This window comes from Pseudomonas sp. FSL W5-0299, assembly GCF_005930655.1.
Classification (GTDB): domain Bacteria; phylum Pseudomonadota; class Gammaproteobacteria; order Pseudomonadales; family Pseudomonadaceae; genus Aquipseudomonas; species Aquipseudomonas mandelii.
Genome location: NZ_RXHX01000001.1, coordinates 204685 through 220101 on the forward strand (window position 1 = coordinate 204685; position 15417 = coordinate 220101).

Consider the following 15417-nt stretch of genomic DNA (forward strand, 5'->3'; position numbering starts at 1 on the left):
ATTTACTTAGCGGGCTTTAGGGGCGACCAGGAAAGCCAGGTTGGCGATGCTGTTAGCTTCCAGAGTAATTGCTTTCATTTGGAACTCCTTGTAATTGAAAGTAAGAGTCACTTCATGGTGACGCTCTCAATCATAGAGTGTAATGAGCGCTTATCAAGGCGATATTGGGTAGGAAACTTCCAGTAATTTCGTCGGATCGATCTTGGGCATGAACAAGTTTTGTCAGTTGAATGCTGAATAGTGAAAGGCGCAGGGAAACGTCCTGCAAGTCCGTAGGATCGCAAGTGTAGGAAGTTTGAACGGAATTCAATAACAGATAATAAAACGGGGAGCCCTCTGGCTCCCTGTCAAACCGGTGTCATCAGCTGTTTGGCAGCAACCGGCAGGTGATGCTCTTGATGTAGCGGGTTTCGGCGATGGCCGGGTGGACCGGGTGGTCCGGGCCCTGACCGCCGCGCTCAAGCATCTGGATGTTGCGGTCCAGGTGGCGGGCGCTGGTCAGCAGGATGTTCTGCAGATCGTCTTCCGGCAGGTGCATCGAGCACGACGCGCTGACCAGGATGCCGTCCTTGCTGAGCAGGCGCATGGCTTGCTCGTTCAGGCGGCGGTAGGCGCCTTCACCGTTCTTCATGTCTTTCTTGCGCTTGATGAAGGCGGGTGGATCGGCAACGATCACGTCGAAGCGTTCTTCGCTGGCTTTCAGCTCTTTCAAGGCTTCGAACACGTCGCCTTCGATGCAGGTCATTTTTTCGGCGAAACCGTTCAGCGCGGCGTTGCGCTCGACGCCGTCGAGGGCGAAGGCCGACGCGTCGACGCAGAACACTTCACTGGCGCCGAACGCGGCCGCTTGCACACCCCAGCCGCCGATGTAGCTGTACAGGTCCAGCACGCGTTTGCCTTTGGCATAAGGCGCCAGGCGTGCGCGGTTCATGCGGTGGTCGTAGAACCAGCCGGTTTTCTGGCCCTGGATGACCGGTGCTTCGAACTTCACGCCGTTTTCTTCCAGCGCGACCCACTCCGGCACCAGGCCGAACACGGTTTCGACATAACGGTTAAGGCCTTCGGCGTCACGGGCAGCGGAGTCATTCTTGAACAGAATGCCGCTTGGCTTGAGCACTTGGGTCAGCGCCGCGATCACGTCTTCTTTATGGGCTTCCATGGTCGCCGAAGCGATCTGCACCACCAGGATGTCGCCGAAGCGGTCGACCACCAGGCCTGGCAGCAAATCGGAGTCGCCGTAGACCAGGCGATAGAACGGCTTGTCGAACAGGCGATCACGCAGGGACAGGGCAACGTTCAGGCGATGGACCAGTAGCGACTTGTCCAGCGGCAACTTGATGTCGCGCGACAGCAGACGGGCGCAGATCAGGTTGTTCGGGCTCATGGCCACGATGCCCAGCGTCTTGCCGCCGGCGGCTTCGAGGATCGCCTGGTCGCCGGCTTGAAAACCGTGCAAAGGGGTCGCCGCTACATCGATTTCGTTGCTATAGACCCACAAGTGGCCGTTTCGCAGGCGACGGTCGGCGTTGGCTTTGAGGCGCAGGCTAGGCAGGGACATGACGTCGCTCCGGAAAAAAGAGCGGGAGTATAGCGTGTTGAGGCTTGCGGCGGGCCGGGCGGGCGATGAAACGCTGATGGACTCCTCGCGGGCAAGCCTCGCTCCTGCTGGATCGTGTAAATCTGCAGGCGCGAGGCTTGCCCACGAAAGCGATGTCGATGGCTATGCAGAAATGAAACATTTCGCCAATGTGTCGGCCGGTGTGTCGGATCCAACTTTATAAAGGTTAGAATCGCCCCCTGGCCCAGAGTGTGTACTTATGTCCCAAGAGCTGACTTCCGAACAGATTCAACAGTCCCTGCAAGGCATCAGTGTGCCTGCCCAGCCGCAAATCATGGTGGATTTGCAGATGGAGCAGTACATGCCCGACCCGGACCTGGAAGTGATCGCGAAGCTGATCTCCCAGGACCCAGGGCTCTCTGGTGCCTTGCTGAAGATCGTCAACTCGCCGTATTACGGCTTGAGCAACAAGATCGCCTCGATCCAGCGTGCGGTGAACCTGCTGGGCAGCCGTTCGATCATCAACCTGATCAACGCGCAGTCGATCAAGGGCGAGATGAACGACGACACCATCGTCACCCTGAACCGGTTCTGGGATACGGCTCAGGACGTGGCGATGACCTGCCTGACGCTGGCCAAGCGCATCGGCGCCCAGGCCGGCGACGAAGCGTATGCACTGGGGCTGTTCCACGACTGCGGCGTGCCGCTGATGCTGCAACGGTTCCCCAACTATATGACTGTTCTGGAAGAGGCCTACGCCAACGCCAGTGCCGAATGCCGGGTGGTCGACACCGAGAACCGGGTGTTCAACACCAACCACGCGGTGGTCGGTTATTACACGGCCAAGTCCTGGCGCCTGCCGGAGCATGTCACCGCCGCGATCGCCAATCACCACAACGCCTTGGCGATCTTCAGCGACGAATCTTCGCGCAACGCTCAGCTCAAGAACCTGCTGGCGATCCTGAAAATGGCCGAGCACATTTGTGCGTCCTACCGGGTGCTGGGTAATCAGACCGAAGACCATGAGTGGAACAGCATCGGGCATCTGGTGCTCGATTATGTCGGCCTCTCGGACTACGACTTCGAGACCCTCAAGCAAACGATTCGTGACCTCGGCGCCCACCGCTGAACATCGGCTGCTGCATTTATTCGAGCGCCCTGATTCGAGAACACCATGCCTGAACTGCCGGAAGTCGAAACCACCCGCCGCGGGATTGCGCCGCACCTGGAAGGCCAGCGCGTCAGCCGGGTGATCGTGCGTGACCGCCGATTGCGCTGGCCGATTCCTGAAGACCTCGATGTGCGCCTGTCCGGCCAGCGCATCGTGCTGGTGGAGCGCCGCGCCAAGTACCTGCTGATCAATGCTGAAGTGGGCACGCTGATCAGTCACTTGGGTATGTCGGGCAACCTGCGATTGGTTGAAGTCGGTATGCCGGCGGCGAAGCATGAGCATGTGGACATCGAACTCGAGTCCGGCCTGGCCCTGCGCTATACCGACCCGCGTCGGTTTGGTGCGATGCTCTGGAGTCTCGATCCGCTCAACCACGAACTGTTGATTCGCCTGGGGCCGGAGCCGTTGACCGACCTGTTTGATGGCGATCGCTTGTTTCAGCAGTCCCGCGGACGATCCATGGCGGTCAAGCCGTTCATCATGGATAACGCGGTGGTGGTCGGCGTCGGCAACATCTACGCGACCGAAGCCCTGTTCGCCGCCGGCATCGACCCGCGTCGCGAGGCCAAGAGCATTTCCCGGGCGCGCTATTTGAAGCTGGCGATCGAGATCAAACGCATTCTGGCCGCGGCCATTGAGCGGGGCGGTACGACGCTGCGGGACTTTATCGGCGGCGACGGTCAGCCGGGGTATTTCCAGCAGGAATTGTTTGTCTACGGCCGGGGCAGTGAGCCCTGCAAAGTCTGTGGCACTGAACTACGCGAAGTGAAACTGGGGCAGCGCGCCAGCGTCTTTTGCCCACGCTGCCAGAGCTGATACGTGCGACGGTCTATAGTCAGTGTTCTCACTGCCTAGCCGAAGGACCGTGCCATGAATTCGTTTCGAACCCTTGTTGTTGCGCTGCTGCTGAGCGTCGGTGCGCCCGCGCTGGCGGCTAGCAGCGGCAGCGGTGATCCGCGTTACACCATCCAGAATCCCCCGGCCTACGCCATGCTCGGCGACTTGCTGATCGCCAGACCGTTGCTGGTGGTGGCGACGGTGATCGGTGCCGGGGCGTTTGTGGTGTCGTTGCCGTTCACGGCCTTGGGCGGCGGCATCGGCGATGCGGGACAGGCGCTGGTGGTTGATCCGGCGAAAGCCGCATTTGTGCGGTGCCTGGGGTGTATCGGGGAGGGGGTTGAGCAGCGGGAGTGAATCAGTTACATGTTCGGTGTACCTGATGGCTTCATCGCGAGCAGGCTCACTCCCACAGTTGATTTGTGTTGTGAATCAAATGATGTGAGCACCACAAACCCACTGTGGGAGCGAGCCTGCTCGCGATGAGGCCGGCACAGGCACTACAAAAATGCCTGCCTCAAGCCTTCCCGGTAATAATCCGATACTTCGCCATCAACTGCTCTTCAGTCTCCGGATGCGCTTCATCCAGCGGAATGCAATCCACCGGGCACACTTGCTGGCACTGAGGTTCGTCGTAGTGGCCGACGCACTGCGTGCACAGGTTCGGGTCGATCACGTAGATCTCTTCGCCTTGGGAAATAGCGGCGTTCGGGCACTCGGGTTCGCAGACGTCGCAGTTGATGCAATCGTCGGTGATGATCAGGGACATGCTAACTCCAGCCAGGGCGGACGGCCCGGGCGCAATAAACCAATGCGCGCAATTGTGCCGCATTGGCGCCCGCAGTGCACGCGGGCGCCGCTTGAGCGGTCGTTACTTCTTGAAGCGTTCGGTGAGGGCGTCCGCCACCGCAGGGTGGACGAACTTGGTGATATCGCCGCCCAACGCTGCGATTTCACGGACCAGCGTCGAGGAAATGAACGAATAACGCTCGGACGGTGTGAGAAACAGACTTTCCACATCCGGCGCCAGTTGGCGGTTCATGTTGGCCAGCTGGAATTCGTATTCGAAGTCCGACACCGCGCGCAAACCACGCAGGAACACATTGGCGTTCTTCTCTTTGGCGAAATGCGCCAACAGCGTCGAGAAGCCGACGACTTCAACGTTGGGCAGATGTTTAGTGACCTCGCGGGCCAGCTCCACACGTTGTTCCAGGGGAAACAACGGGTTTTTCTTCGGGCTGGCAGCGACGGCGATGATCACATGATCGAACAGGCGCGCGGCGCGTTCGACCAAGTCGCCATGGCCCTTGGTAATAGGGTCGAAGGTACCTGGGTACAACACTCGGTTCATCGCGTCGTCCTGGCGGGAGTCCGTTGGGGAGTCGGATGGTATCGCAGCCTTCCCGGTCGGCCAAGTCGCCTGTTGGGTAAGAAAGCACTATAGACGATTGGAATATTCTCCGTTTTCATGGGTTTTTCAAACGTTCGGCCAGCGAAGTCGCCAGTTGCGCCGTCAATCCGTAGACCGACAATTGCGGGTTTGCGCCAATGCTGGTGGGGAACAGCGAGCCATCGTGGATCGACAGATTGCTGATCTGGTGATGCCGGCCAAGGCTGTCGGTCACGGCGTTTTTCGGGTCTTCACCCATGGCACAACCGCCCATCACATGAGCGCTGCCCAGGCGGGTGCGATACAACTCAAGGCTCAAACCGTCGATCAACGTGCGCGCTTCGGCCAGGGTTTTCACGTAGCGCGCGTCGGCGTGCATCGGCATGACCGCGTTGGCGCCGCCGGCGAACTGGATCTCGGCCATGCTGTGAAAGGCTCGGCGCAAGCCGTCCCAGGCGTAGGGTGAAACTTGATAGTCGAGCACCGGCGTGTTGTCGCCGCGCAATTCGACACTGCCGCCGGGGCTGTCCGGGTGGAAACCATCGCGCAACAGCGCCAGCATCGCGTGGGTGTGGGGCAGATTTTCCATGTGCCCGGCGTTTTCCTTGCCAAAACCGCCGAGCAGGGTGGAGGCCAGCGCCGGGTGCAGTGGCGGCACCTCCAGTTTGTAGGACATCTTGCCGGTGGTGCCGTCCTGCCATTGGAAGTGGTCGGAATAGATCGACTGCGGCGCACCGTAGAACGGGTTGATCACCTCATCGAACAGCCCGGCGGACATGTTCACCAGGTGCAGGAATGTGCGTTTGCCCAGCCGCTGGTGCGGATCGGGCGCCTCCGAGCGCAGGAGCAGCGCCGGGCTGTTGATCCCGCCGCCCGCCAGCACGTAATGCCGCGCCTTGACCGTGATTGTGCGTCCGGTAGGTGCGACGCAACGGTCGTCCATCGCCACACATTGCAGGCCCGTGACCTTGCCGTCCTTGATCGAGAGCGTTTCGGCGCGGGCCAGATACAGCAGCTCGCCGCCTTTTTCCAGGGTCGCGGGGATGGTCGTGACCATCATCGACTGCTTGGCGTTGGTCGGGCAGCCCATGCCGCAATAGCCAAGGTTCCAGCACCCGCGCACGTTGCGCGGGATCACATGCCAGGTGTAGCCGAGCTGCTCACAGCCTTTGCGGATCACGTCGTTGTTGGCGTTGGGCGGCACCATCCAGGGCGCAACGCCCAGGCGCTGTTCCATTTTCTCGAACCAAGGCGCCATCTCGGCCGGGCTGTGGCCTTTGACGTTGTGTTCCCTGGCCCAATGCTCAAGCGTCGGGTCGGGCGTGCGAAAGCTCGATGTCCAGTTGATCAGCGTAGTGCCGCCCACCGCGCGGCCCTGGAGGATGGTGATCGCGCCGTCCTTGCTCATGCGGCCGATGCCTTCCTGATAGAGGCTGGTGTAGGCCTGGTCTTCGAGCATCTTGAAGTCGCTGCTGGTCTTGAGCGGGCCTTCTTCGATCAGCAACACCTTGTAGCCGGCGGCGCTGAGAATTTCCGCGGTGGTCCCGCCGCCCGCGCCGCTGCCGATGATCGCCACGTCCGCGTCCAGGGTCAGGTCCTGGGTCAGTTGCGAGCCGTTGTAGGTTTTCCAGCCACGGGCCATGCCTTCGCGGAACGGGTCGGGTACGGGCATCTTCGGGTTCTCTAGTTGTTATGGTTTTGGATGCAGTGGTGTTCATGAGGATGCCTTCGCGGGCAAGCCTCGCTCCTACAGAACCGCGTAAGCCCTTGTAGGAGCGAGGCTTGCCCGCGAAGGGGGCGACCCGGTCTTAAACGGCAGGCGGCCCCGGATACCCGCAATGCACCCACGATTCCGCGCGGCTGTACCACGCCATCATCACCAGTTGCAGCAACGAGCTGTGCCCCATGCGCAACAGGTTCAACGAGCTGTTTTCCCAGCGATCGAGAAAGTGCCGGATCTCATCGGTACTGGCGTTTTCCCAGCTGCCCCAGATCCCGGTCAGCGGCCCGCGGGTCACCGCCATCCCCAGCACGTCGAACAATTGCCGAGTGAGCTTGAGCATTTCCGGCGACAGGTGATTCAGGCCGTTATCCAGGGTTTTCAGGGTGCCATCGACGGCGGCCGGCATTTTTTCGGCGGCCACGGCGCCTTCGAGCATTACCGGGACCAATGCCCGCAGAAACAACAGATCGCCGCTGCGCAGGGTCGCGAAACCGTTAGCCGGGATGCTCGATGAGCAGCCGCTGAGGCTCGCGCCCAATCCGGCCGTGGCCAGGAAAGCACTCGCGCCGAGGCTGAATTTAAGCAGGCCGCGCCGCGACAGCGCGGGTGTATCGGACAGGCTTGGGCTCATTATTGTTATTACCCGAGGGTGCGATTGTTAGCGGATAAACAGCTTCTGAATCAGTTTCTGAATGGATTTTCCATAAGGCGGGTAAATCAGTTTCGCCGCGTTGAAGCGCTGCTTGATCAGCACGCCTTTGGCCTTGCTGAAGGTCAGGAAACCTTCGTGGCCGTGGTAATGGCCCATGCCCGAGGCGCCGATACCACCGAACGGCATATCGTCCTGCGCCACGTGCAGCAAGGTGTCGTTGAGGCAAACACCGCCGGAATGGGTTTCGTGGAGTACACGATTTTGTTCGTGCTTGTCGTAGCCGAAGTAATACAGCGCCAGCGGACGAGGTCGTTGATTGATGTAGGCAAACGCCTGATCAAGCGTCTTGTACGGCACGATCGGAAGCAGCGGGCCGAAGATTTCATCCTGCATCACGGTCATGTCGTCGCTGACGTTGAGCAGCACGCTATGACCCATGCGCCGGCCCTGGCCCTGATCAAACAGCGGAATCAGCAGCGCGCCCTTGCTGGTGGCGTCGCTGACGTAGTTATTGAGTCGCGCCAGTTGCCGGTCATTGATGATTGCCGTGTAGTCCGGGTTGTCGGCCAGTGTCGGATAAAACCCGCGAACCGCGTGGCGATAGGCTTCGACGAAAGCGCCGATACGATCTTCCGGCACCAGCACGTAGTCCGGGGCCACGCAGGTTTGCCCGGCATTGAGCGTCTTGCCGAACGCGATGCGTTCGGCGGCGTCCTTGAGCGGCACGTCGAGGGACACAATGGCCGGGGACTTGCCACCCAGCTCAAGGGTCACCGGCGTCAGGTTCTCGGCTGCCGCGCGCATCACGTGCTTGCCGATGCTGGTGGCGCCGGTAAACAGCAGGTGATCGAAACGCAGTCGGGAGAACGCGACACCGATATCGGCTTCGCCCAGCACCACGCAGACCAGGTCTTGCGGGAAGATCCGGCCCAGCAGTTCCTTGAGCAGCAAGCCGGTGGCGGGGGTCGACTCACTGAGTTTGAGCATCACCCGATTGCCCGCCGACAACGCACCCACCAGCGGCCCGATAGCCAGATAAAGCGGGTAGTTCCACGGCACGATCACGCCGATCACGCCCAGCGGCTGGTAAACCACTTTCGCCGAAGCCGGCTGAAACGCGATACCGACCTTGCGCCGCGAGTGCTTCATCCAGCCTTTGAGGTGCTGACTGGCGTAGTGAATGCCGTGCAGGCTCGGCATCAGTTCGGCGAGCAGGGTTTCATCGGCGCTGCGGTGGCTGAAATCCTGGCTGATCGCATCGATCAAGGACTGGCGTTCGTTGCTCAGCAGATCACGCAGGGCTTTGAGCCATTGCTGGCGCTGGGCGGCCGGTGGCATCGGGTTGGCCGCATACGCCGCACGCTGCGCATCGAACAGGGCCTGAAGCTCGTCCAGCGGCTGTTGCAGGTTCTGCAGATAAGCGATGTCGGCGGTCATGATCGGCTCCGGTTTTTGTTGTAATGAGGCACTTTTTAGAGTCTAAGCTCTATAAAGTCAAATGGCATCCTGGCGCAGCATTGTTTTATCCACTCGCCGATAGGTCGTAAGATGCCTGCCAACGCACTCTGAATTAAAGCTCAAGCCATGGCCCCTCGGATCAAAACCAGCGAGCGCATCGTGCAGAACAGCCTGGAGCTGTTTAATCAACAGGGCGAGCGCAGCATCAGCACCAACCACATTGCTGCCCACATGGAGATTTCTCCGGGCAACCTGTACTACCACTTCCCCAACAAGCAGGCGATCATCGCCGTGCTGTTCAGTGAGTACGAAAGCCTGGTGGACAGCTTCCTGCGCCCGCCCCAGGGCCGAGCGTCCACGGTGGAAGACAAACGCTTCTACCTTCAGGAACTGCTGGCGGCGATGTGGCGCTATCGGTTTTTGCATCGCGATCTTGAGCATTTGCTAGACAGCGATCCCGAACTGGCTGCCCGTTATCGGCGTTTCTCCCAGCGCTGCCTGATCCATGGCACCCACATCTACGCCGCCTTCGTCGACGCCGGCATCCTGAAAATGGACAAAGTCCAGATCGAATCCCTGACGCTCAATGCCTGGATCATCCTGACGTCCTGGGTGCGTTTTCTGTGCACCACGCGGGAAAACTCCAATCACTTGAGTGAGCAGGCGATTAAACGTGGGGTGTATCAGGTGCTGGTGCTTGAGGCCGGTTTCGTCACGGAACAGTCTCGCGACGCAGTCAACGCGCTGTACGAAGAGTTTTACGTGCCACTGGCCCAGGCGCTGGAAGAAGTGCAGTAGGATTCAAGACCGACTTAATCACAGGAGCCCGTTATGCCCATTGCGCAACTGATCAGCCCGCAAGCGTTGGACCTGAAAAAGGATGCACCTGGGCTGGTGATTCTGGATTGTCGTTTTGCCCTCGAAGACCCGGATTACGGCCAGCGTAGTTATGCCGAAGGGCATATCGCCGGGTCGAGTTTTGCCGATCTTGAGCGTGATTTGAGCGGGACAGTGGTCAAGGGTGTGACCGGGCGCCATCCGTTGCCTGAGCCTGAAGAGTTGATCGAGCGTCTGCAAGCCTGGGGCATCAACGCCGACAGCGAAGTGGTTTTGTACGATGACGGCCCCGGTGCCTACGCGGCGCGGGCCTGGTGGTTGCTGGTCTGGCTGGGCAAGCGTGACGGCGTGTTTATTCTCGATGGCGGGCTCAAGGCCTGGCACGCCGCCGGGTTGCCGCTGAGCCTGGATGCGTGCGACACCCCGCGCGGCACCTTTACCGGGACGCCGGACGACGCGCTGATCTTGAGCGCCGAACAGCTTCAAAAACGTCTCGGCCAACCCATGCTGACCTTGCTCGATGCTCGCGCCTTGCCGCGTTTCAAGGGCGAAGTCGAACCGATCGACCCGGTTGCCGGGCACATCCCCGGTGCGCAATGCGCAGCCTTCACCGAGAACCTGGGCAGTGACGGACGTTTCCTGCCGGCCGATCAGCTCAAGCAGCGCTTTGCCGCGAAACTCGGCGATCGTGCGCCGACCGATCTGGTGGCGTATTGCGGATCCGGCGTGACGGCGTGCCATAACCTGTTCGCGCTGTGCCTGGCGGGTTATCCGTTGGGCTCGTTGTATGCCGGGTCGTGGAGCGAGTGGATCAACGATCCTGCGCACGGCATCGCCATCGGCGAATAACACTGATCCCCTGTAGGAGCGAGCCTGCTCGCGATAGCGGCGGGTCAGTCAACATCATTGCTGACTGACCCGCCGCTATCGCGAGCAGGCTCGCTCCCACTTTTGGACCTGTGTCGAGCTCAACTTCCTGATAATTGCCGGGCGCTGCGATACGCCCCCGGCCCAACCCCGTAAACCTGCTTGAACTGCCGACTCAGATGACTCTGGTCGGCAAACCCCAATTGCATCGCGACCTCCAGCGGCAAACATCCGTTCTGTAACAGCGCCCTTGCCTGCGCGATGCGTTGCTGCATCAGCCAGGTATGCGGCGGCATGCCCGTGGCGCGGCGAAAGACCCGGGCGAAGTGGAACGGTGAAAGGTTGACCAGTGCCGCCAGTTCTTCCAGCGAAGGCGGCGCCGCCAATTGTGCATGCAGCACATCCTTGGCCAGCGTGACTGCCCGGTGCTCCTTGCCGGGTTTGCCGGCGATCGGCACGGCGGCGTGACGTTGTAGTAGCAACAGCATCATCTCGCGCCAGACCATTTGCTGTTGCAAGGCGGTGGACGGACTTTCCAGCAAGCGATGCAGTTGGCAGAAACCCTTCACCAGGTCCGGGTCGCGATACAACGTCGCGCCAAACCCCGGCAGGTTGTTGGTCGGCAGCTCAAGTTCGTCCAGCAGCGAGAGAATCTGCCCGCTGTCCGGATAAAACGCCCGGTACAACCAGCCATCCTCGGTCCCTTTGTGGCCGGTGTGCAGTTCATCAGGATTGATCAACACCAGCGTGCCGCTGCCGGCCAGGTGCTCGGCGCCGCGATAGCGGTAGCGCTGGGCGCCGGCCATGATCATGCCGATCACATAACCGTCATGCACGTGGGGCGCGAAGCGATGTTCGATGTAGCGCGCGGACAATAACTCGACGCCGGCCAATGGCGCCGTTTGCCAGAATCGGATCGACTCGCCTTGGTCGGCATCCATGGCTTACCCGCGACCCACGGCGCTCAGCCACTGCGGAATGCGGCGTTCCAGGTAATAACCTGGCTGGCGGAACGAGCCATCGACAAAACCGACATGCCCACCCTTGGCTTGCAACTCGAATTGAGTGGAGGCGGACAGCTCCATCGCCTGCGGCAGGCTATGGGGGAACACGAAGGGGTCGTCGGCCGCCTGAATAATCAGGGTCGGTGTGCGAATTTCTCCAAGGAAATACCGGCTCGAAGCGCGGCGATAGTAATCCTCGGCATCGACGAAACCGTTCAGCGGCGCCGTGACCCGGCCGTCGAAATCCCAGAAGGTGCGCATGTTCTCCAGCGAGCCCAGTGCCGCCAACGCCGCCAGTCCATCCTCGCGCCCGTCATGTTGAAACTGGCGCTGCTTGTTTTTGATGTAGGCCACCATCTCGCGCATGAAATGCGCCTGATAGACCTTCGAGAAACCTTGCCCGATGCGATCAGCGCATTGATCGAGACGAAACGGCACCGACACCGCCACCGCGCCTGACACGCCGCTGTCACTGCCGGTCTCGCCCAAATGCTTGAGCAAGACATTGCCGCCCAGGGAATAGCCGACCGCATACAGCGGTGCGAGAGGGCGCTTGGCCCGCAGGTGCCTGATGGCTTCGGCCAGGTCTTCACTGGCACCGGAATGGTAGCTGCGTGGCAACAGATTCGGCTCGCCGGAGCAACCGCGCCAGTTCAACGCGACGCTGGCCCAGCCCTGGGCAGCGAACGCCTTTTGCACACCGGCCACGTAGGGCGAATTCGAAGAGCCGGTCAGCCCGTGCAGCACCAGCACCAGCGGCGCATCGGCAGTGTGCGGGCCGTGCCAGTCCATATCGAGAAAGTCGCCATCCTCAAGCCACAAGCGTTCGCGCTCGCGTTCGATGTGCGTGGTTTTGCGCCACAGCGGTCCCCACAAGGTTTGCAGGTGCGGGTTGCCGAGGCCGAAGGCGGGGGTGAAGCGTTCTGACGGAAAGGACACGATTGCTCTCGATGCAGCGGTGCGCAACCGGTGCGCACCTTTTTCAGGCCGGTCGGTTAACCGGCGATCTCTGCCATACGTTGCCACAACGCGTAATACACCTGCCCGGATTTCTGCTTTCCGATGCGGTGCAGGTTTCCTGACAGTTTGAGCGATTACCTGGAAGGTTTGCCAGTAGGCTCCGGCAATGGCTTTTGCGGGACGGTCGGTCCTGTGCTGATGATGACTAATTTGTCCATGCTCAGGTGTTTGTTCAATGCGCTTTTGACTTGCTCTACGGTTAGGCGCTGGGACTGCTGCATGAAGTCGTCCAAGTGATTCAACGGCAGGTTATAAAAGCCGATGGACGCCAGTTTCGAGACGATTTGTGCGTTGCTGGCAGTGGACTGCGGGAAGCTGCCAGCCAACTCGCGCTTGGCATCATCAAGTTCTTTTTCGGTCGGGCCGGTTTTAAGGTAGTCGGCGAGCACGTCCTGTACCAGTTTCAGAGTGCCTTCGCTCATTTCGGAGCGGGTCTGCAACTTGATCATGAACGGACCGCGCGCCTGCATCGGGGTGAAGGTCGAAACCACGCCGTAAGTCAGGCCACGTTTCTCGCGCACTTCGCTCATCAGTCGAGTGCCAAAGCCGCCGCCAAGGATCTGATTGCCCATGGACAGTGCCGCGTAGTCTGGATTGTCACGGTCGATGCCCAGTTGCGCGAGCATCAGAATGGTCTGTTTCGATGGGAATTCGATGTGGCTGATGCTGGCGTTGGGTTCGATCGGTTGCGGGATTTTCGCCAGGGCCGGGCCTTGGGGCAGGGTAGCGGATACCTGCGCGGCAATGGCTTCAGCTTCGGCACGGGACAAGTCGCCCACCAACGCGATCACCACGTTGCCGGCCGCGTAGGTTTTTTCGTGGAACGCGCGCAGCTGTGTCGGGGTGACGGACTGAATGGCTTGCGCCATGCCATCGCTGGCGTGCGCGTAAGGATGATCGCCATACAGACGGTTCATCAACTCAAGGCTCGCCAGTTTGCTCGGGTCATGCTGCTTATCTACGAAAGCGGCGAGGGTCTGATTGCGAAGGCGGGCATACGAATCGCCAGGGAAGGTCGGCTTGCCTGCGACTTCGGCGAAGAGTGTCAATGCCGGATCGCGTTTATCCTTGGCGCTGAGGCAGCGCAGGGATACCTGCGCCGTATCCAGACCAGTGCTGGGGGCATACTGTGCGCCCAGGCTTTCGAAATCTTGGGCAATAGCGTTGGCATCCCTGCCGGCGACACCTTCGTTGAGCATCAAGTTTGTCAGCATGGCCAGACCCGGAGTGCCTCCATCCTGGCTGCTGCCGGCTGCGAAGGTCAGGCGCATGTCGAACATCGGTAACCCTCGGGCTTCGGCGAACAACACTTTGGCGCCTTCGGCAGTATTCCAAGCCTGAATATCAAGCGTGCGGGGACTTGGCGCCTGACCGTCGAGCTCAGCCAGCGATTGCAGCCCTTGGTCGGAGTTTTCCTTGTCTGGTACTTTGCCGGCGCCGGACTCATCCCCATCCTCTTTGTTCACCTCCATCGGCAGTACATGGGCGACGCTGAGCCGCTCGCGGGTGAAATACAGCTTGGCGGCTTTCTGGATGTCTTCTGGCGTTACGCTTTCCAGTTCGGCCAGTTCGGTGTCCATCAGTTTCCACGACAGGCCGAAGGTTTCCAGTCGACCGATAGCGGTGGCCTGGCGGGTGATTGAGTCGCGCTCGTAAACCAGCCCGGCGATGACCTGCGCGCGTACGCGTCCCAGTTCTTCAGTGGACGGCGCAGTGATTTTCAGCTGCTCGAGCAGCCTCCACAAACCGGCTTCGGCCTGGGCGATGGTTTTGTTTTTACGGCTGTTGGGTGTTGCCGACAGGAGGAACAGGCTGTCACCCCGGGTGTAAGCGCTATAACTCGACGAACCGTCGGACACCAGCTCTTCAACGCGTTGCAGTTGCATTGGGATGCGTGAGCTGTGGCCGTTGCCGAGCAGGGCGGAAATCATACGCAAGGCATTCACTGAGCGTTTGTCTTCGGCGGTGGCGATGCTCGGCACGTTGAAGGCCAGCATCAAGCTGGGCAGTGGGGTCTTCACGTGCAGAGTGATTTGGCGTTGGCCGGGCTTGGCCAGTTCCAGCGGTCTTTTCGCGGCCGGCACATCGCGTCTGGCGATCGCGCCGAAGTAGCGCTGGGCCTGGGCTTTGACTTCGTGCGGGGTCACGTCGCCGACCACCACCAGCGTGGCGTTGTTCGGCGCATACCAGGATTGATACCAGTGGCGCAGCTCTTCGATCTTCATCCGGTCGAGGTCCGCCATCCAGCCGATGGTCGGCGTGTGATAACCGCTGGACGGGTAGGCCATCGCTTTGAAGCGTTCGTAGGCATTGTCCATTGGTTTGTCATCAGTGGTCAGGCGACGTTCTTCTTTAATGACTTCAATCTCCCGGACGAACTCGTCGACCGGCAGGAGCAGATTGGCCATGCGGTCCGCTTCCAGTTCGAAGGCCACGCTCAGACGATCTCGAGCCAGCGTCTGGTAGTACGCGGTGGAGTCGTTGCTGGTGAAGGCGTTGAATTGGATACCGAGCTGGCGCAGGAGCGGCAAGATTTTGCCTGGGCCGACTTTTTTGCTGCCCATGAACATCATGTGTTCCAGAGCGTGGGACAAGCCGGTCTGACCCGGAGGCTCGTAGCTGGCGCCGACCTTGTACCAGACCTGGGAAGCTACCACCGGTGCCCGATGATCCTCGCGCACGATGACCTTGAGGCCATTGTCGAGTGTGAACTCGGTAGTTGAACTGGAAGTTGTCTCGTTAGCTGATGCTTTCATTCCGTTAACAGTCCTTTGCGTCCATGCGAGTTGTTTCGCAGGTTCACAGTGAACGAAAGGAAAAGAGCTAAGCAAACTGGTTATGTTGCAGTTTGAAAAAACGGGAGGGCACCCTGGACAGGCGGTTCACCTGTCCAGGTTACT

13 protein-coding genes and 2 pseudogenes are annotated in these 15417 nt (G+C 60.3%); 5 read left to right on the forward strand and 10 right to left on the reverse strand.

Annotation, left to right across the window (positions count from 1 at the left end; all coding sequences use genetic code 11):
* Window positions 1-361: 361 nt before the first annotated feature.
* The gene (locus FHL16_RS00975; protein WP_003195152.1) at window positions 362-1558 is read right to left on the reverse strand and encodes a class I SAM-dependent rRNA methyltransferase; all 1197 of its coding nucleotides are present in this window, start codon (window positions 1556-1558) and stop codon (window positions 362-364) included.
* A 313-nt stretch (window positions 1559-1871) separates the two neighbouring features.
* On the opposite strand from FHL16_RS00975, the gene FHL16_RS00980 reads away from it, so the two are divergent.
* Genes FHL16_RS00980 through FHL16_RS00990 form a run of 3 tightly spaced genes read left to right on the forward strand, consistent with a single transcriptional unit; the run spans window position 1872 to window position 3923 of the window.
* The gene (locus FHL16_RS00980; RefSeq protein WP_169857237.1) at window positions 1872-2687 is read left to right on the forward strand and encodes an HDOD domain-containing protein; all 816 of its coding nucleotides are present in this window, start codon (window positions 1872-1874) and stop codon (window positions 2685-2687) included.
* Between the two features lie 45 nt (window positions 2688-2732).
* Complete coding sequence (mutM, locus tag FHL16_RS00985) at window positions 2733-3545, forward strand: bifunctional DNA-formamidopyrimidine glycosylase/DNA-(apurinic or apyrimidinic site) lyase (protein ID WP_010466788.1); 813 nt, start codon at window positions 2733-2735, stop codon at window positions 3543-3545.
* Window positions 3546-3599: 54 nt separating this feature from the next.
* Window positions 3600-3923, forward strand: a complete 324-nt coding sequence (locus tag FHL16_RS00990) for a multidrug transporter (protein WP_077747212.1) — start codon at window positions 3600-3602, stop codon at window positions 3921-3923.
* Window positions 3924-4083: 160 nt separating this feature from the next.
* Here FHL16_RS00990 and FHL16_RS00995 read toward each other — a convergent pair whose 3' ends face one another.
* The 5 genes from FHL16_RS00995 to FHL16_RS01020 form a co-directional block, all read right to left on the reverse strand.
* The gene (locus tag FHL16_RS00995; protein WP_010466792.1) at window positions 4084-4335 is read right to left on the reverse strand and encodes a YfhL family 4Fe-4S dicluster ferredoxin; all 252 of its coding nucleotides are present in this window, start codon (window positions 4333-4335) and stop codon (window positions 4084-4086) included.
* Between the two features lie 102 nt (window positions 4336-4437).
* The gene (gene coaD / locus FHL16_RS01005) at window positions 4438-4917 is read right to left on the reverse strand and encodes a pantetheine-phosphate adenylyltransferase (RefSeq protein ID WP_007945531.1); all 480 of its coding nucleotides are present in this window, start codon (window positions 4915-4917) and stop codon (window positions 4438-4440) included.
* Window positions 4918-5032: 115 nt separating this feature from the next.
* Complete coding sequence (locus tag FHL16_RS01010; protein WP_077747214.1) at window positions 5033-6628, reverse strand: GMC family oxidoreductase; 1596 nt, start codon at window positions 6626-6628, stop codon at window positions 5033-5035.
* 136 nt (window positions 6629-6764) lie between these two features.
* Complete coding sequence (locus FHL16_RS01015) at window positions 6765-7310, reverse strand: hypothetical protein (protein ID WP_010466797.1); 546 nt, start codon at window positions 7308-7310, stop codon at window positions 6765-6767.
* A 27-nt stretch (window positions 7311-7337) separates the two neighbouring features.
* Window positions 7338-8768, reverse strand: coding sequence for a coniferyl aldehyde dehydrogenase (locus FHL16_RS01020; protein ID WP_077747215.1), 1431 nt, complete (start codon window positions 8766-8768; stop codon window positions 7338-7340).
* Between the two features lie 147 nt (window positions 8769-8915).
* On the opposite strand from FHL16_RS01020, the gene FHL16_RS01025 reads away from it, so the two are divergent.
* Complete coding sequence (locus FHL16_RS01025; RefSeq protein WP_010466800.1) at window positions 8916-9587, forward strand: TetR/AcrR family transcriptional regulator; 672 nt, start codon at window positions 8916-8918, stop codon at window positions 9585-9587.
* 33 nt (window positions 9588-9620) lie between these two features.
* Complete coding sequence (locus FHL16_RS01030; RefSeq protein WP_077747216.1) at window positions 9621-10475, forward strand: sulfurtransferase; 855 nt, start codon at window positions 9621-9623, stop codon at window positions 10473-10475.
* Window positions 10476-10594: 119 nt separating this feature from the next.
* On the opposite strand, the gene FHL16_RS01035 is transcribed toward FHL16_RS01030, so the two are convergent.
* From FHL16_RS01035 to FHL16_RS01055, 4 genes and pseudogenes are all read right to left on the reverse strand, one after another.
* Window positions 10595-11434, reverse strand: coding sequence for an AraC family transcriptional regulator (locus tag FHL16_RS01035; protein ID WP_077747217.1), 840 nt, complete (start codon window positions 11432-11434; stop codon window positions 10595-10597).
* A 3-nt stretch (window positions 11435-11437) separates the two neighbouring features.
* Entirely contained in the window at window positions 11438-12436 is a 999-nt protein-coding gene (locus FHL16_RS01040) for a hydrolase (protein WP_077747218.1), read from the reverse strand.
* 155 nt (window positions 12437-12591) lie between these two features.
* A pseudogene (locus tag FHL16_RS01050) lies at window positions 12592-13938 on the reverse strand (M16 family metallopeptidase); the annotation flags it as partial.
* Between the two features lie 33 nt (window positions 13939-13971).
* Window positions 13972-15273, reverse strand: a pseudogene (locus FHL16_RS01055) (M16 family metallopeptidase); the annotation flags it as partial.
* Between the last annotated feature and the right edge of the window lie 144 nt (window positions 15274-15417).

Coding starts and splice junctions, on each gene's coding strand:
- FHL16_RS00975 (WP_003195152.1), bottom strand. CDS start 1,558: ATGTCCCTGCCTAGCCTGCGCCTCAAAGCCAACGCCGACCGTCGCCTG.
- mutM (WP_010466788.1), top strand. CDS start 2,733: ATGCCTGAACTGCCGGAAGTCGAAACCACCCGCCGCGGGATTGCGCCG.
- FHL16_RS00990 (WP_077747212.1), top strand. CDS start 3,600: ATGAATTCGTTTCGAACCCTTGTTGTTGCGCTGCTGCTGAGCGTCGGT.
- FHL16_RS00995 (WP_010466792.1), bottom strand. CDS start 4,335: ATGTCCCTGATCATCACCGACGATTGCATCAACTGCGACGTCTGCGAA.
- coaD (WP_007945531.1), bottom strand. CDS start 4,917: ATGAACCGAGTGTTGTACCCAGGTACCTTCGACCCTATTACCAAGGGC.
- FHL16_RS01010 (WP_077747214.1), bottom strand. CDS start 6,628: ATGCCCGTACCCGACCCGTTCCGCGAAGGCATGGCCCGTGGCTGGAAA.
- FHL16_RS01015 (WP_010466797.1), bottom strand. CDS start 7,310: ATGAGCCCAAGCCTGTCCGATACACCCGCGCTGTCGCGGCGCGGCCTG.
- FHL16_RS01020 (WP_077747215.1), bottom strand. CDS start 8,768: ATGACCGCCGACATCGCTTATCTGCAGAACCTGCAACAGCCGCTGGAC.
- FHL16_RS01025 (WP_010466800.1), top strand. CDS start 8,916: ATGGCCCCTCGGATCAAAACCAGCGAGCGCATCGTGCAGAACAGCCTG.
- FHL16_RS01030 (WP_077747216.1), top strand. CDS start 9,621: ATGCCCATTGCGCAACTGATCAGCCCGCAAGCGTTGGACCTGAAAAAG.
- FHL16_RS01035 (WP_077747217.1), bottom strand. CDS start 11,434: ATGGATGCCGACCAAGGCGAGTCGATCCGATTCTGGCAAACGGCGCCA.